The sequence below is a fragment of the Zhihengliuella sp. genome, from assembly GCF_031178195.1.
In the GTDB taxonomy this organism is placed as follows: domain Bacteria; phylum Actinomycetota; class Actinomycetes; order Actinomycetales; family Micrococcaceae; genus Zhihengliuella.
In genome coordinates, this window is the sequence record NZ_JAPSJL010000002.1 from 99,366 (window position 1) to 113,250 (window position 13,885).

Sequence of the window (13,885 nt, forward strand, 5' to 3'; positions counted from 1 at the left end):
ACGTGACCGAGCCAGGCCGTTTGCCCCGCGGGTATGGCACGCTTGTGCGTGTGAATAACGTTGAAGAACTCGTCGGTGACTGGATGGCCCTGCCGGACGTCGCCGAAGCCCTAGATCTGAACATCCGACAGGTGCACACCTTGATCCGCGAGCGAGCGTTGATCGAACATCGCGTGGGGGGCGACCGCATCCGGGCCGTGCCGGCTGCCTTCCTGATGGACGGGAAAGTGCTCGACAGCGTGAAGGGGACCGCGTCCGTGCTCGCCGACGCGGGGTACACGGACGAGGAGGCTCTGCGCTGGCTGTTCACGGAGGACGAGTCCCTCCCGGGCAGGCCGATCGATGCGCTTCGCAGCGGCCGCAAGACGGAGATCCGCCGCCGGGCGCAGGCGCTCGCCTGGTAGTCGGTCGCTAGGCCTTCCGCCGGGTCGCCTGCAGGCCCAGCGCGCGCAGTGACTCCACGACCTCTGCGCGGACCGAGGGCGTGCCCACCTGCAGGTCCTCGAGTGCGGCGAAGCCGCGCTCGGAGAGCCGGTCGATGGACTGCTCGGTCTGGGCGAGGGCGCCCGAGTCCTCGAGGATGGAGCACATCCGTCGGATCTCGTCGTCCCGGAGGTCCTCAGCGCCCAGCCGCGTCTGGATGAAGTCCGAGTCCTCCGGGGCCGCGAGGCGGAGGGCGTGCGCCACCAACTCGGTGCGCTTGCCCTCTTTGAGGTCGTCGCCGGCGGGTTTGCCGGTGGTCTCCGGGTTGCCGAAGACTCCCAGCACGTCGTCGCGCAGCTGGAAGGCCTCGCCGAGGGGCAGCGCGAAGGCGGAGTAGCGCTCTGCGAGATCGTCCGAGATACCCGCGAGCGTCCCGCCGAGGAGGAGCGGGTTCTCGATCGAATACTTGGCGCTCTTGAACCGGACCACTGTCCGGGCACGGGCCAGCGCCGCCTCCGGACCGTGCGAGGGTCCCGCGGACTCCTCGAGGACATCGAGGTACTGTCCGGCCATCACCTGGGCCCGCATGGCGTCGAAGACCCTACGGGTCGACGCCGGAGCGGCCAGGGTACCGAAGAGCTGCTCGCTGAAGGAGAGGCACAGGTCCCCGGTCAGTACCGCCGCTGCCTCGCCGAAACGGGCTGAGTCGCGAGCCCACCGGGCGCGGCGGTGGAGCGCTTCGAAGCGGCGGTGGACGCTCGGCTGGCCCCGCCTGGTGTCGGAGCGGTCGATGAGATCATCGTGGATGAGTGCGGCGGCCTGGAAGAGTTCGAGCGAGGCGCCGAGGCGGACGATGTCGTTCGCTGCGGGATCACCCCCGCCGCCGAGGAAGCCCAGGTAGGCGAAGCGCGCGCGCAGCCGCTTGCCCTGGCGTGCGAGGTCGCGGATGGCGGCAACCAGCTCATCAGCGTCGGGCGAGATCGCGTAGACGAACTCCGACTGGCCCTCCAGAAAGCGCTCGAGCAGATCGCCGACGCGCAGGACGTAGTCTTCGATGCCAAGCGCTCCGGCGCCGACCGCAGGGAAATCAGGGGACATTAAGCCGCTTCTCACTCGTGCTCGCTCCAGGGACGGCGCTATGCCGTGGGCTCCACTCTATAGGCTGTGTTCTATGGCCCATCCGGTACGCGAGCGCGCCATCCTCCACGTCGACATGGACGCGTTCTTCGTCTCCGTCGAGCTCCGGGAGCGCCCGGACCTACGCGGTCGGCAGGTCATCGTTGGCGCGCCCGAGGGCCGGTCGGTCGTCCTGTCGGCCTCGTACGAATGCCGTCGCCTGGGCGTCAAGTCCGCGATGCCGATGGCCACGGCGCTGCGCATGGCGCCGCAGGCGATCGTCATCCCGCCCCGGCAGGGGGTGTACACGGCGGTCTCGAAGGAGATCATGGCCGTCTTCCGCTCTGTCACCCCCGCGGTGCAGCAGGTCTCGGTGGACGAGGCCTTCCTCGACGTCACCGGCAGCATTCGGCGCCTGGGGGCGCCGCCGGCGATCGCCGGGCAGATCCGCGAGGAGCTGCGCCGAGAGCTGGACCTGCCGGCCAGTGTGGGGGTGGCGCGGAACATGTTCGTGGCCAAAATCGCCTCCACCCGCGCGAAACCCGATGGGCTCCTGGTCGTGCCGCCGGACCGTACCGTGGAATTCCTCCACACGCTTCCGGTCTCGGCCCTCTGGGGCGTGGGGCGCAAGACGGAGGAAACGCTCGCCACGGCCGGACTGATGACGGTGCGCCACGTCGCACACACACCCGTGCCGACGTTGACCCGGCTCCTGGGGTCCGCCGGAGCACACCTCCACGCCCTGGCCTGGGGGACCGACGACCGGCCCGTGGCACCGCACCGCCAGGAGAAGAGCCTGGGCGCAGAGGAGACGTTCGCGAGCGACGTCGCCGATCCCGGGAAGCTACGCGCCGAGCTCCTCCGACTCGCGTACCGGGTGGCGGAGCGGCTTCGCGGCATCGGCAAGAACGCGCAGACCGTGGCCATCAAGGTCCGGTACGACGATTTCCGAACGGTCAGCCGCAGCCGCAGACTGCCCCAACCGAGCTCCTCCGCCGTCACACTCGCCCGAGCCGCGACAGAACTACTGGAGGCCTTGCTGCGTCCCGGTGATCGGATCCGGCTCATCGGTCTGCGAGCCGAGAACTTGACGACGGAGAAGGGCTTCCAGCTCAGCATCGACCGGGCCGACGCGAACTGGGAGCAGGCGCAACTGGCGATGGACCGGATCAAGACCAAGCTCGGAGGCCAGGTCGGACCGGCCAGCCTGCTGGATGGGCGGCGCCGGGGAGGAGGCTGTGAAGGCCCTCAATAGAGGGGATCCCGGGGCTTCTCCGACTTCCGGTCCTCTTCCCAGTGGACGTATTCTAGAAGTGACGTATTCGAACGGCGTCGGGGCCACCCGGAGCACCGGCAGCGGCAGACGGTTGCACCGCCGGGAACCCGGGGCATCGGTCCCGCGTTGAGCGGATACAGCCAAAACGCCTCACGGCGACCGGCGGAGGGAATCCGCCGGGAGTCCGCGAAGAGAACGGGGAAGAAAATGCCGCTTTCGGAACATGAACAGCGACTCCTGGAGCAGCTGGAACAGCAGCTCCACGAGGATCAGCGCTTCGCCTCGGCCATGAAGTCCGGGGGCGGCTATTCGACGCGCAACATCGTCATCGGCGCTCTGATCGTCGCCGTCGGCCTGGTGGCCCTGATTCTGGGCATCTCGAGCAAGCTCATCATCGTGGGCGTCCTGGGCTTCGCCGCCATGTGCGTGGGCGTCTACGTGGCGCTCTCGCGGACGGGGAAGACGGATGCCGGGACACCCGGCGGAGGAGGCCGCCCGGACCGTCGGCCCGGCAAGAGCTCCTTCATGGCCGATCTCGAGGCCAAATGGGACCAGCGGCGGCGTGACCAGGACATGTAGTCCCTCCACTGCTCTCCCCACTTCCCCCACAGCCCGCCGTCGGCGGGCTGTCGGCGTTAAAAATGCCCTCGTGAGCCGGCCGGAGCGACGATTTCAGCCAAAGTTCAGGTAAATCCCCTCCACTTCCCACCACGGCCCGGAATCCCCGCGATTCCGGGCCTTTCTCGTTCATCAGCGCCCTCTCGGTGCGGCGGATTCGTTGACAGTGGTAGATGGTGGAGTAAAGTGGAGCTCAGTAGAGGGCAGTGGGGGAGATCTTCCGCTGGACGGCCCTTCTGACCGAGAGGCGGTTGTGCATGTTCCTGGGGACATACACGCCGCGTCTCGATGAGAAGAGCAGGCTCATCCTCCCGGCCAAGTTCCGGGACGAGCTCGGCAACGGGCTCGTTCTGACACGCGGCCAGGAGCGGTGCCTCTATGTGTTCAGTCAGCGGGAGTTCGAGCGGGTGCACGAGCAGATGCGGCAGGCGCCGATCTCATCGCGTCAGGCTCGCGACTACATCCGCGTCTTCCTCTCGGGCGCCTCGGACGAGGTTCCCGACAAGCAGGGGCGGATCACCATCCCGGCCTCGCTGCGGGAGTACGCGGGTCTGGGGCGCGAAGTCGCCGTGATCGGCGCCGGCACCAGAGCTGAGATCTGGGACGGCGATGCGTGGAACGACTATCTCGCGGAGCAGGAGAAGACCTTCTCCGAGACCGACGAGGAAGTTCTCCCCGGGATCTTCTGACAGAGATCGCCGCGGCGGCGTCACCGGAGCGACAACCGAATAGACAACGCAAGATCCGGCGCGCGTCGAGGTGACGCCGCCGCGGGCTTGAATCAGATCTCTCTCCGCCCGGCTGCGCCACCTGACTCACCTTCCCCGGAGTCAGGCGGCAGTCACCGGAGCGGCGGGGGATCTGATTCAAGGACCGAACACAACATCTCCGCCGCTCGGCGGGGACGAGTAACGCCACGGCACCGGAACCGCCTGGAAAGGGGCACATGATGACCGCTCGGGACGCGCACAGCGAATCCGCAGCGCGCCCCGAGAGCGGCGAGCCGGCCACGCCGACGAGCGACCGGCACGTTCCCGTGCTGCTGGATCGCTGCGTGGGGCTCCTCGAGCCCGCGGTTGAAGCGGCGCGCAAGGCCGAGCGCACTCCGGTCATCGTCGACTGCACCCTCGGCATGGGCGGTCATTCCGAGGAGATGCTGCGCCGGTTCGGGGACCTCCACCTCATCGGCCTGGACCGCGACGAGCAGGCACTGGCACTGGCCGGTGAACGGCTTTCGCCCTACCGGGCCCGCACCGACCTTGTCCACGCGGTCTACGACGAGATCGACGCCGTCGTGTCGGACCTGGGCTTCTCCGGCGTCGACGGTGTGCTGTTCGACCTCGGGGTGTCCTCCCTGCAGCTCGACGAGCGCGAGCGTGGATTCGCCTACTCCTTCGACGCGCCGCTCGACATGAGGATGGACACCTCCCGCGGCCCGACGGCGGCCGATCTGGTCAATACCCTCGACGAGAGCGAACTGGTCCGCATTATTCGCGCCTGGGGCGAGGAGCGCTTCGCGGGCCGCATCGCCACGGCGATCGTCCGGGCCCGGGGTGAGGCGCCATTCGCGACGACGGGACGGCTGGTGGACGTCATCAAGGAGGTTGTGCCGGCGGCGGCGGGACGGACTGCCGGCCATCCGGCGAAACGCACCTTCCAGGCGCTCCGAATCGCCGTCAACGAGGAGCTCGACGTCCTCGAGCGTGCCATCCCGGCGGCGCTCGGTGCGACTCGCCTGCGCGGCCGCGTGGTCGTCATGAGCTACCACTCCCTCGAGGACCGGATCACGAAGAAGTACTTCCAGCAGGCGAGCAGCTCCTCGGCTCCCGTGGGCTTCCCCGTGGAACTTGAGGAGCACAAGGCCCGGTTCAAGAATCTCGTCCGGGGCACCGAGAAGCCCACCGAGCAGGAAATCGAAGAGAACCCACGTGCGGCGTCGGCCAAGCTCCGCGCCGTCGAACGGATCATGAAGGACTGATGGACATGCGAGCACCGGCACCCATCCGCCGTGCGTCCCGTTCCGCGGGACCGCAGAACCCCACGTCCACCGCGCCGCGCACGGACGGCGCGACGGCATTGGCCGTGCAGCCGGTGCCCGCCGCGTTCGAGGCGCCGATCCGACGACGAACTCCGCTGGCCGTCGTCCCAGCGGTCACCAGCAACCGGCGTCTGCCGTTCCTCCTGCTGTGCGTCTTCTTCCTGATGGCCGCCCTCGCCGGCGTCCTCCTGCTGAACATCCAGGTCTCGAGCGGTCAGTACGAGCTGGTCAAGCTTCGCGGCCAGGAACGGACGCTGACCCAGGAGAACGAGGCGCTCGCGGAGCAGGTGCAGCACCTGCAGGCACCGCAGAACCTCGCCGACAAGGCCGCAGACCTGGGCATGGTGAAGCCGGGAGACGTGGCGGCGATCGATCTGGGCACCGGGAAAGTCTCAGGTGTCGCAACGCCGGCAACGGAGAAGGACACAGTAACGTCCTTCGTGGAGGCGCCGAAGACGGCCCCCGAGCCCGTGAAGAAGAATCCGGTGAAGCAGCAGGCGCCGCCGGCCGAGGAGGCGGAGCCGCAGCAGGCCGCCGGCCAGGGCGAGAGCCCGCAACGGTCCGACTCAGGCGCCCGGGCCGGTGACCGGCAGGCCTTCAGCGATGCGGAGCTCAACGGGGGCACCATCCCGGCGCCGACACTGAACGGCGATCAGCCGTGAACTGATCGATAGAAGCAAACGGCCGGTCGCGCGAACCCCGCGGCCCGCCACGCGAGAAGGAGGCCGAGGAGCCATGGCGCGATCCGACTCAGGCACGAGGGGCGTCGACGCCGAGGGAACGATGGACCCGCGGCGACTCCGCATCGGACTCGCCGTGTGCCTGGCGATGCTCCTCGCCCTGACCGGACGCCTGTTCTTCGTCCAGGGCCTCGACCCAGAGGCCGTGGCCCAGGAGGCCGCGACCAGCCGGACCCGGACGGAGCTCATCCCGCCGACGCGCGGGGACATCCTCGACTCCGAGGGGCGCGCCTTCGCCACCTCCGTCATCCGGTATGACCTGGTGACCGACCAGAAGTGGTACAAGGAGGAGTTCGACCGCCGGAACCCGGACACCGGGGAGCGCGAGTCCGCCCGCATGGACGATGCCATCGACGCACTCTCCGGTCTGGTCGGCCTCGACGTCCAGACGCTGCGCGAGTCGCTCGTCCCCGCCGACCCGGAGAGCCCGAAGCGCTACTCGGTGGTCGCGAAGGGCGTGACCCCGGAGACCAAGGAAGCGGTCATGGATCTCGGCATCCCCGGGCTGCTCGCCGAGCGCACGAATGATCGGCAGTATCCGAACGGATCCGTCGCCGGCACGCTGTTGGGCTTCCTGAGCGCCGCGACGACGAACGACGCCGGCCAGAACACCGGGGCCGAGGGCCTCGAGCTGACCCAGAACGACCTCCTCGCCGGGACATCGGGGGAGAGGAAGTACGAGGTGGGGGCCGACGGTGTCCGCATCCCCACGGCCCCCTCCACCACGACGCCGGCGGTCGACGGCAAGGACGTCCAGCTCACGATCAACGAGGACGTGCAGTGGGCGGCGCAGGAGGCCGTCATGGCCAAGCAGGAGCAGTTCGACCCCGACTGGGTCTCCGCCGTCGTGCTCGAGCTCGAGACGGGCAAGATCCGGGCGATCGCCGACTCGCGCTCCGTCGATCCCAACGACCCGGCCGCCGTCGATGCCCAGTACCGTACCTCGACCGCGCTGACCCAGGCGTTCGAGCCGGGATCGACCGGAAAGCTGGCGACCTTCGCCGCAGCCATCGAGGAGGGTGTGGTGGATCCGGAGGAGGCCTTCACCATCCCGAACTCCTACACGACGCAGAACGAGACGATCCACGACTCGCTCAAGCACGCGACCTACCCGATGACCGCCGCCGGGATCTTCGCGCGCTCCTACAACACGGGCACCGTGATGATCGGAGAGCGGCTGAGCAACCAGCAGCGCTACGACTACTTCACCAAGTTCGGCATCGGCGAGGGCATCAACATGGGCGGCCTGCCGGTGGCCGAGGGGATCTTCGTGGAACCGTCCGCCTGGGACCGCCGCCAGCAGTTCACCACGATGTTCGGGCAGGGCTACACGCAGACCGTGCTCCACACCGCGCAGATGTTCCAGGGCATCGCCAACGGCGGGCAGATGATCGAGCCCTCCCTCATCGAGGCGTACATCGATCCCGACGGGACCCGGCACGAGCCGGAGCCCCATGCACCGGAGCGGGTCGTGTCCAAGAAGACCTCGGACGTCATGCTGCGCATGATGGAGACGGTCGTCACCGACGGCACCGCGCAGGGCGCGGCCATCGACGGCTACCGCGTCGGCGGCAAGACCGGCACCGGCCAGGCCGCCAATCCCGACGGCGGCGGCTACGACGGCCACACCAGCTCGTTCGCTGGCGTGGCGCCCCTGGATGACCCCCAGTTCGTCGTCGTCGTGACGATGCACCGCCCCCAGGGCAACTGGAGGGACTGGCACGTCACGGATACCTTTAAGACCATCATGGAGGCGACCCTGAACACCTACGACGTCCCGCCGTCGGACAGCGAACCGAATCCCTACAAGGCCTTCGTCGGCGACCAGCAGAAGTACGGCTGGGAGTAGGGATGGGCGTCGACCATCGCGAGGCCGAACGGGCCTTCCGTCCGGCTCGCCCCCGCGTGAGCCGTCTGGCGGAGCTGATCGGCCGGATCGCCGCCGCCGACGTCGTCTGGGACTTCGTCGGCGACGACGACGTGGCCGTCACCGGTGCGTGCCTCGACTCGCGCGCCGTCCAACCCGGGGATCTCTACATCGCCCTGCCCGGAGCCCGCGCCCACGGTGCCGACTTCGCCGAGCAGGCCGCCTCCCACGGCGCGTCGGCCATCCTGACGGACGCCGACGGCCGCGGGCGGGCCGAGGCCACCGGGCTGCCGGTCCTGACGGCCGACTCCGTGCGCGACGTCGTCGGCCGGGTCTCCGCGGAGATTTACGGCACCCGTCCGGACGCCCCGGAGCTCCTCGGCGTGACCGGGACCAACGGCAAGACCACCACCACCTATCTGGTGCGCTCGCTGCTGCGGGCGCTCGGTCGGAGCACGGGGCTCGTCGGCACCATCGAGATCGTCGCCGGCGAGACGCCCATCCCGTCCGTCCTCACCACCCCGGAGGCCCCGCAGCTGCACGGGCTCATGGCCCGCATGCGGGAGGCCGGAATCGGCGCCGCGGCGATGGAGGTCTCCTCCCACTCCCTGGACTACCGGCGTGTGGCCGGGCTCAGCTACCGGGTGGCGGGCTTCACGAACCTCACGCAGGACCACCTGGACCTGCACGGCAGCATGGAGGACTACTTCGCGACCAAGGCGAAGCTGTTCGCGCCCGACGTCGCCGCGTCCGCGGTCGTCACCGTGGACGATGCGTGGGGACGCCGCCTCGCCGCCGAGCGCCGGGCCGCGGCCGGAGCCGACTCGCTCTGGACGCTTGAGACGGCTGCCGGAGCGGACCGTGCGGCGGGCGCCGGCTCGGCGCCGGATGCGTACGACGCCGACTGGCGCGTCGAGCGCGTCGAGCGGCGTGGGCTCGGGCACGCCTTCGAGCTGGCCGGCCCCGAGGGCAGGCGCCTGCGGGCGTCCACCGGCCTGCCCGGCCGCTTCAACGTTTCCAATGCCGCACTCGCGGTGCTGATGGTCCTCGCGTCCGGCGCGGACGCCGCGGCGCTGCAGCGCGTGCTGGACGACGCCGACCCGCTGACGATCGAGGTGCCCGGCCGCATGCAGGTGATCGCGACCGCGCCGGCCGCCGTCGTCGACTTCGCGCACAATTCCGACGCCCTGGAACGGGCGATCGAGGCCGTGCGGGGCGAGCGTGGAGGGCGCGTCGTCGTCGTCTTCGGCGCCACGGGGGACCGGGACGCGACCAAGCGGCCGGTCATGGGCGCGGTCGCTGCGCGCCAGGCCGACGTCGTCATCGTCACGGATGACGATCCGCACGGCGAGGAGCCCGGCCGGATCCGCGCCGAGGTCCTCGCCGGCGCCCGGGAGGCCGTCGCGGCCGAGGGGCTCGCCACCGAGGTCATCGAGTCGGCGCCGCGTGCAGCCGCCATTCGGGAGGCCGTCCGGCTCGCAGGCCCGGAGGACACGATCCTGATCGCCGGACGGGGACACGAGACAGTCCAGGAGATCGCCGGGGTGGATCACGCCCTCGACGACCGGGTGGAGCTCCGCGCCGCTCTGGTCGAGGCCGGACGGGACGTGCTCGCCGAGGGCGCCTCCGGGCGCCCGGGGCGCCGGGCTGAGGCCAGTGCCACAGGCGTCGAGACGCAGTCGGCGGGGGCCGAGAGAGTAGAGTCCACAGAGCCATGATTGAACTTTCGACAGCAGAGATCGCCGAGATCACCGGCGGCCGGCTGAGCCCGACGGCCGACCCGGCCGCCCGGGTCACCGGTGTGACCACCGATTCCCGGGAGGTGCTGCCCGGCTGGCTCTTCGTCGCCAAGCCCGGCGAGTCCAGCGACGGCCACCACTTCATCGGCCGCGCGCGCGAGGCCGGTGCGGTCCTCGCGCTCACCGAGCGGACCACGTTCGACGCGGACGGGACCGCCGACCCGGCGGTCATCGTCGACGACGCCGTCGAGGCCATGGGCCGGATCGCCGCCCATCAGGTGGAACGCCTGCGCGCCGACGGGGCGCGCATCGTCGGGATCACCGGCTCGGCCGGGAAGACCACCACCAAGGACCTGCTCGCCGCCGTCCTGGAGGCGACCGGTGAGACGGTCTCGCCGATCGGCTCCTACAACGGCGAGGTCGGCGTCCCCCTGACGGTCTTCCGGGCCACCGAGCAGACCCGCAACCTCGTGATCGAGATGGGCGCCACCGGCATCGGGCACATCACCTACTTGACCGACATGGTCCACCCCGAGGTCGGGGTGGTCCTCTGCGTCGGCACCGCCCACGCCGGCGAGTTCGGCGGCGTGGAGAACATCGAGAAGGCCAAGGGCGAGCTCGTCGAGGCCCTGCCGGAGCACGGGACGGCCGTGCTCAACCTCGACGACCCCCGGGTCGCCAACATGGCCGTGCGCACGCGCGCCCGCCTCCTGGGCTTCGGCGTGGATGCCGCGCCGCGTGAGGGGATCGACGTCGTCTCCGCCCGCGGCCTCGAGGTGACGCCCGACGGCCACCCGGAGCTCGATCTCGTCTTCCCCGACGGGTCCTCGTTCCACCTGGTCAGCGGGCTCATCGGTCGCCACCATGTGTACAACCTCCTGGCCGCGACCGCGGCCGCCTACGCGCTCGGCGTGGACCCGGCGACGATCGCCGACCGGCTCGACGGTCGGGCTGCGGCCAGCCGCTGGCGCATGGAGCGCACGGACCGGCCCGACGGCGTCACCATCGTCAACGACGCGTACAACGCGAATCCAGAGTCGATGCGGGCCGCCCTGCAGACGCTCGCCGGTCTCGGCGTCCCGGACGCGGGCGGCGCGCAGCGCCGCACCTGGGCCGTCCTGGGTCCGATGCTCGAACTCGGCGAGGACTCGGTGCTCGAGCACGACATCCTGGGCCGCCTCGCCGTCCGGATGAACATCAAGAAGCTCGTCGTCGTCGGCGCCGAGGCCAAGCCGGCCTACAACTCAGCGGTGCTCGAGGGCAGCTGGGGCGACGAGGCCCACTACGTCGAGACGGTGGAAGAGGCCGAGGCCCTGCTCGTGCGCGAGCTCCGCCCGGGCGACATCGTCCTGTTCAAGTCGTCCAATTCCGCAGGCCTGCGGCACCTGGGCGACCGAATCGCCGCTGCGGGCACGCCCGCCGAGGAGGCCCACCCGTGATCGCTCTGCTCCTGGGCGCCAGCATCGCCCTGCTGATCTCCTTCCTGGGCACCCCGCTGTTCATCAAGCTCCTGGTGCGTCGCCGGTACGGGCAGTTCGTCCGCGACGACGGGCCGACCTCGCACCACACCAAGCGCGGGACCCCCACCATGGGTGGGGCCATGATCGTCCTGGCCGTGGTGGCGGCCTACTTCATCACCCACGGCATCCGCATGCTCGCGAGCGAGCACGCCTCCGGCCCGACGGTGTCCGGCCTGCTGCTCCTGTTCCTCATGGTCGGCATGGGACTCGTCGGCTTCCTGGACGACTTCATCAAGATCTCGAAGCAGCGCAGCCTCGGCCTGCGACCGTGGGAGAAGATCGGCGGGCAGGCGGCGGTCGGCATCGCGTTCGCGCTCCTGGCACTGCAGTTCCCCGACTCCAAGGGCCTCACCCCGGCCTCCCTGAAGATCTCGTTCATCCGTGACATCCCCTGGCTGGACATGGCCTTCTTCGGACCCATCGTCGGCGCGATCCTGTTCGTCATCTGGTCCAACCTGATCGTCACCGCGACCACCAACGGCGTCAACGTGACCGACGGGCTGGACGGACTCGCCACGGGCGCGTCCATCATGGTCTTCGGCGCCTACACGCTCATGGGCATCTGGCAGTACAACCAGGCCTGCGGGTCCTCCCGCGCCATCGGCAGCGTCTGCTACGAGGTGCGCGACCCCATGGACCTCGCGCTCCTCGGGGCGATCCTGTGCGGCGCCCTCATCGGATTCCTCTGGTGGAACACCTCGCCCGCCCACATCTTCATGGGCGACACCGGCTCGCTCGCCATCGGCGGCGCACTGGCCGCCTTCGCCATCCTCTCGAGGACGGAGCTGCTGCTGGTGGTCCTGGCGGGCCTGTTCGTCCTCATCACGCTCTCCGTCATCATCCAGGTCGGCTACTTCAAGCTCTCCGGCGGCAAGCGGGTGTTCCTCATGGCCCCGCTCCAGCACCACTTCGAGCTGAAGGGCTGGGCCGAGGTGACCGTGGTGGTCCGCTTCTGGATCCTGGCCGGCCTCTTCGTCGCCGCCGGGCTCGGGATCTTCTACGCCGAATGGGTGGTGGGGCTCTGATGCGGTTGGACCACCTGAACAGCTGGGACGCCGACTGGGCCGGTCTGCGCGTCGTCGTCACCGGGCTCGGCCTCTCCGGGTTCTCGGCGGCCGACACCCTGATCGAGCTCGGGGCGCGCGTCGTCGTCGTGGACGGGCGCGACTCCGAGGAGAACCGCCAGCGGGCGGACACGCTCCGGATCGTCGGTGCCGCCGACGTCCTGCTGGGCGCCGAGCACCAGGGACGCCTGCCCGACGTCGAGGGGGAGCCGGCCCAGCTGGTCGTCACGTCGCCGGGGTGGAACCCGCGCCAGCCGCTGCTGGCGGCCGCGTACGACGCCGGGCTGGAGGTCTGGAGCGACGTTGAGCTCGCGTGGCGCGTCCGGGAGCGCGAGGGCCGCACACCGGCCGAATGGCTCGTCCTGACCGGGACCAACGGCAAGACGACGACGGTCGGGATGGCCGAGTCGATGCTGCAGGCCGCCGGCCTGCGCGCCGTCGCCGTCGGCAACGTGGGCACGCCCGTGCTCGACGCCATCCGCGACCCCGAGGGCTACGACGTCCTGGTCCTCGAGCTCTCCAGCTTCCAGCTCCACTACACGCACACCATGTCGCCGCTGGCGTCGGTGGTCCTGAACATCGCTGAGGACCACGTCGACTGGCACGGCTCCTTCGAGGAGTACCGGGCCGCCAAGGCCAGGATCTACGAGCGCACCCGCGCCGCCGCGGTCTTCAACGCCGAGGCGCCGGAGACCGTGCGCATGGTCGAGGACGCCGACGTCGTGGAGGGGTGCCGGGCGATCGGCTTCACCACCGACGTCCCCGCCGTCAGCATGCTCGGGCTCGTCGACGGCCTCCTGGTGGACCGCGCCTACATCGCGGAGCGGCGCGAGTCCGCCGCGGAACTGGCCTCGCTCGAGGACTTCGGCGAGCTCGCCGCCCGGCACAACGTCGCCAACGCCCTCGCCGCGGCCGCCCTCGTGCGCGCCTACGGCGTCGCACCCGAGGCCGTCCGCGACGGGATCCGCAACTACGAGCCGGGCGCCCACCGGATCCAGGCCGTGGCCCGCCGGGACGACATCCTCTGGATCAACGACTCCAAGGCGACCAATCCGCACGCCGCCGCAGCCTCGCTCGGCGCGTTCCGCTCCGTCCTCTGGATCGCGGGCGGGCTCTCCAAGGGCGTCGACTACGCCGACCTGGTGGCCGAGCACGCCGCCCGGCTGCGCGGCGTCGTCCTCATCGGCGCCGACCCCGCGCCGCTGCGCCGCGCGCTGGCAGAACACGCGCCGGATGTGCCGGTGTTCGAGGCGGCGGTGGGGGAGACTGGAACGGACGCCGTGCCCGACGACGGCGCGGGAGCCGCGGTCATGCAGCGGGCCGTCCGCCTCGCGGCGGACCACGCGCAGCCCGGCGACACGGTCCTGATGGCCCCCGCGGCGGCGTCGATGGACCAGTTCGCGTCCTACGCGCAGCGGGGCCACGCCTTCATCGAGGCCGTGCGGGTCCTGATGGAAGAGACGCCGACCGAACCGTGAGGAGCC

General features: G+C 70.2%; 12 protein-coding genes. 11 read left to right on the forward strand and 1 reads right to left on the reverse strand.

Features of this window, described 5'->3' with window-relative positions:
- Positions 1 to 50 precede the first annotated feature (50 nt).
- The gene (locus RIN46_RS03115) at positions 51 to 404 is read left to right on the forward strand and encodes an Rv2175c family DNA-binding protein (RefSeq protein ID WP_309080032.1); all 354 of its coding nucleotides are present in this window, start codon (positions 51 to 53) and stop codon (positions 402 to 404) included.
- A 7-nt stretch (positions 405 to 411) separates the two neighbouring features.
- Here the strand turns inward: RIN46_RS03115 and RIN46_RS03120 are convergent, their stop codons facing one another.
- Entirely contained in the window at positions 412 to 1,521 is a 1,110-nt protein-coding gene (locus RIN46_RS03120; protein ID WP_309080031.1) for a polyprenyl synthetase family protein, read from the reverse strand.
- 73 nt (positions 1,522 to 1,594) lie between these two features.
- Here RIN46_RS03120 and dinB point away from each other — a divergent pair, with 73 nt between their 5' ends.
- From dinB to murD, 10 genes are all read left to right on the forward strand, one after another.
- Positions 1,595 to 2,794: a DNA polymerase IV gene (gene dinB, locus RIN46_RS03125; protein ID WP_309080030.1), complete on the forward strand. Its 1,200-nt coding sequence runs from the start codon at positions 1,595 to 1,597 to the stop codon at positions 2,792 to 2,794.
- Between the two features lie 228 nt (positions 2,795 to 3,022).
- Positions 3,023 to 3,394, forward strand: a complete 372-nt coding sequence (locus RIN46_RS03130; protein ID WP_309080029.1) for a DUF3040 domain-containing protein — start codon at positions 3,023 to 3,025, stop codon at positions 3,392 to 3,394.
- A gap of 296 nt (positions 3,395 to 3,690) precedes the next feature.
- Positions 3,691 to 4,122 (forward strand): division/cell wall cluster transcriptional repressor MraZ, encoded by a 432-nt coding sequence (gene mraZ / locus RIN46_RS03135; RefSeq protein WP_309080028.1) that lies wholly within the window; start codon positions 3,691 to 3,693, stop codon positions 4,120 to 4,122.
- A 257-nt stretch (positions 4,123 to 4,379) separates the two neighbouring features.
- Positions 4,380 to 5,411, forward strand: a complete 1,032-nt coding sequence (gene rsmH, locus RIN46_RS03140; protein WP_309080027.1) for a 16S rRNA (cytosine(1402)-N(4))-methyltransferase RsmH — start codon at positions 4,380 to 4,382, stop codon at positions 5,409 to 5,411.
- A gap of 5 nt (positions 5,412 to 5,416) precedes the next feature.
- Positions 5,417 to 6,133 (forward strand): hypothetical protein, encoded by a 717-nt coding sequence (locus RIN46_RS03145; RefSeq protein ID WP_309080026.1) that lies wholly within the window; start codon positions 5,417 to 5,419, stop codon positions 6,131 to 6,133.
- Positions 6,134 to 6,206: 73 nt separating this feature from the next.
- Entirely contained in the window at positions 6,207 to 8,060 is a 1,854-nt protein-coding gene (locus RIN46_RS03150) for a penicillin-binding protein 2 (protein ID WP_309080025.1), read from the forward strand.
- A gap of 2 nt (positions 8,061 to 8,062) precedes the next feature.
- Positions 8,063 to 9,796, forward strand: coding sequence for a UDP-N-acetylmuramoyl-L-alanyl-D-glutamate--2,6-diaminopimelate ligase (locus RIN46_RS03155; protein WP_309080024.1), 1,734 nt, complete (start codon positions 8,063 to 8,065; stop codon positions 9,794 to 9,796).
- The gene (gene murF, locus RIN46_RS03160; RefSeq protein ID WP_309080023.1) at positions 9,793 to 11,256 is read left to right on the forward strand and encodes a UDP-N-acetylmuramoyl-tripeptide--D-alanyl-D-alanine ligase; all 1,464 of its coding nucleotides are present in this window, start codon (positions 9,793 to 9,795) and stop codon (positions 11,254 to 11,256) included. Before RIN46_RS03155 ends, murF begins: the two co-directional genes overlap by 4 nt.
- Positions 11,253 to 12,362 carry a phospho-N-acetylmuramoyl-pentapeptide-transferase gene (mraY, locus tag RIN46_RS03165; protein WP_309080022.1) on the forward strand — a complete coding sequence of 370 codons (1,110 nt, stop codon included), beginning with the start codon at positions 11,253 to 11,255 and terminating at the stop codon, positions 12,360 to 12,362. The genes murF and mraY overlap by 4 nt, the downstream gene beginning before the upstream one ends.
- Positions 12,362 to 13,879 carry a UDP-N-acetylmuramoyl-L-alanine--D-glutamate ligase gene (murD, locus tag RIN46_RS03170; protein WP_309080021.1) on the forward strand — a complete coding sequence of 506 codons (1,518 nt, stop codon included), beginning with the start codon at positions 12,362 to 12,364 and terminating at the stop codon, positions 13,877 to 13,879. The genes mraY and murD overlap by 1 nt, the downstream gene beginning before the upstream one ends.
- Positions 13,880 to 13,885 lie beyond the last annotated feature (6 nt).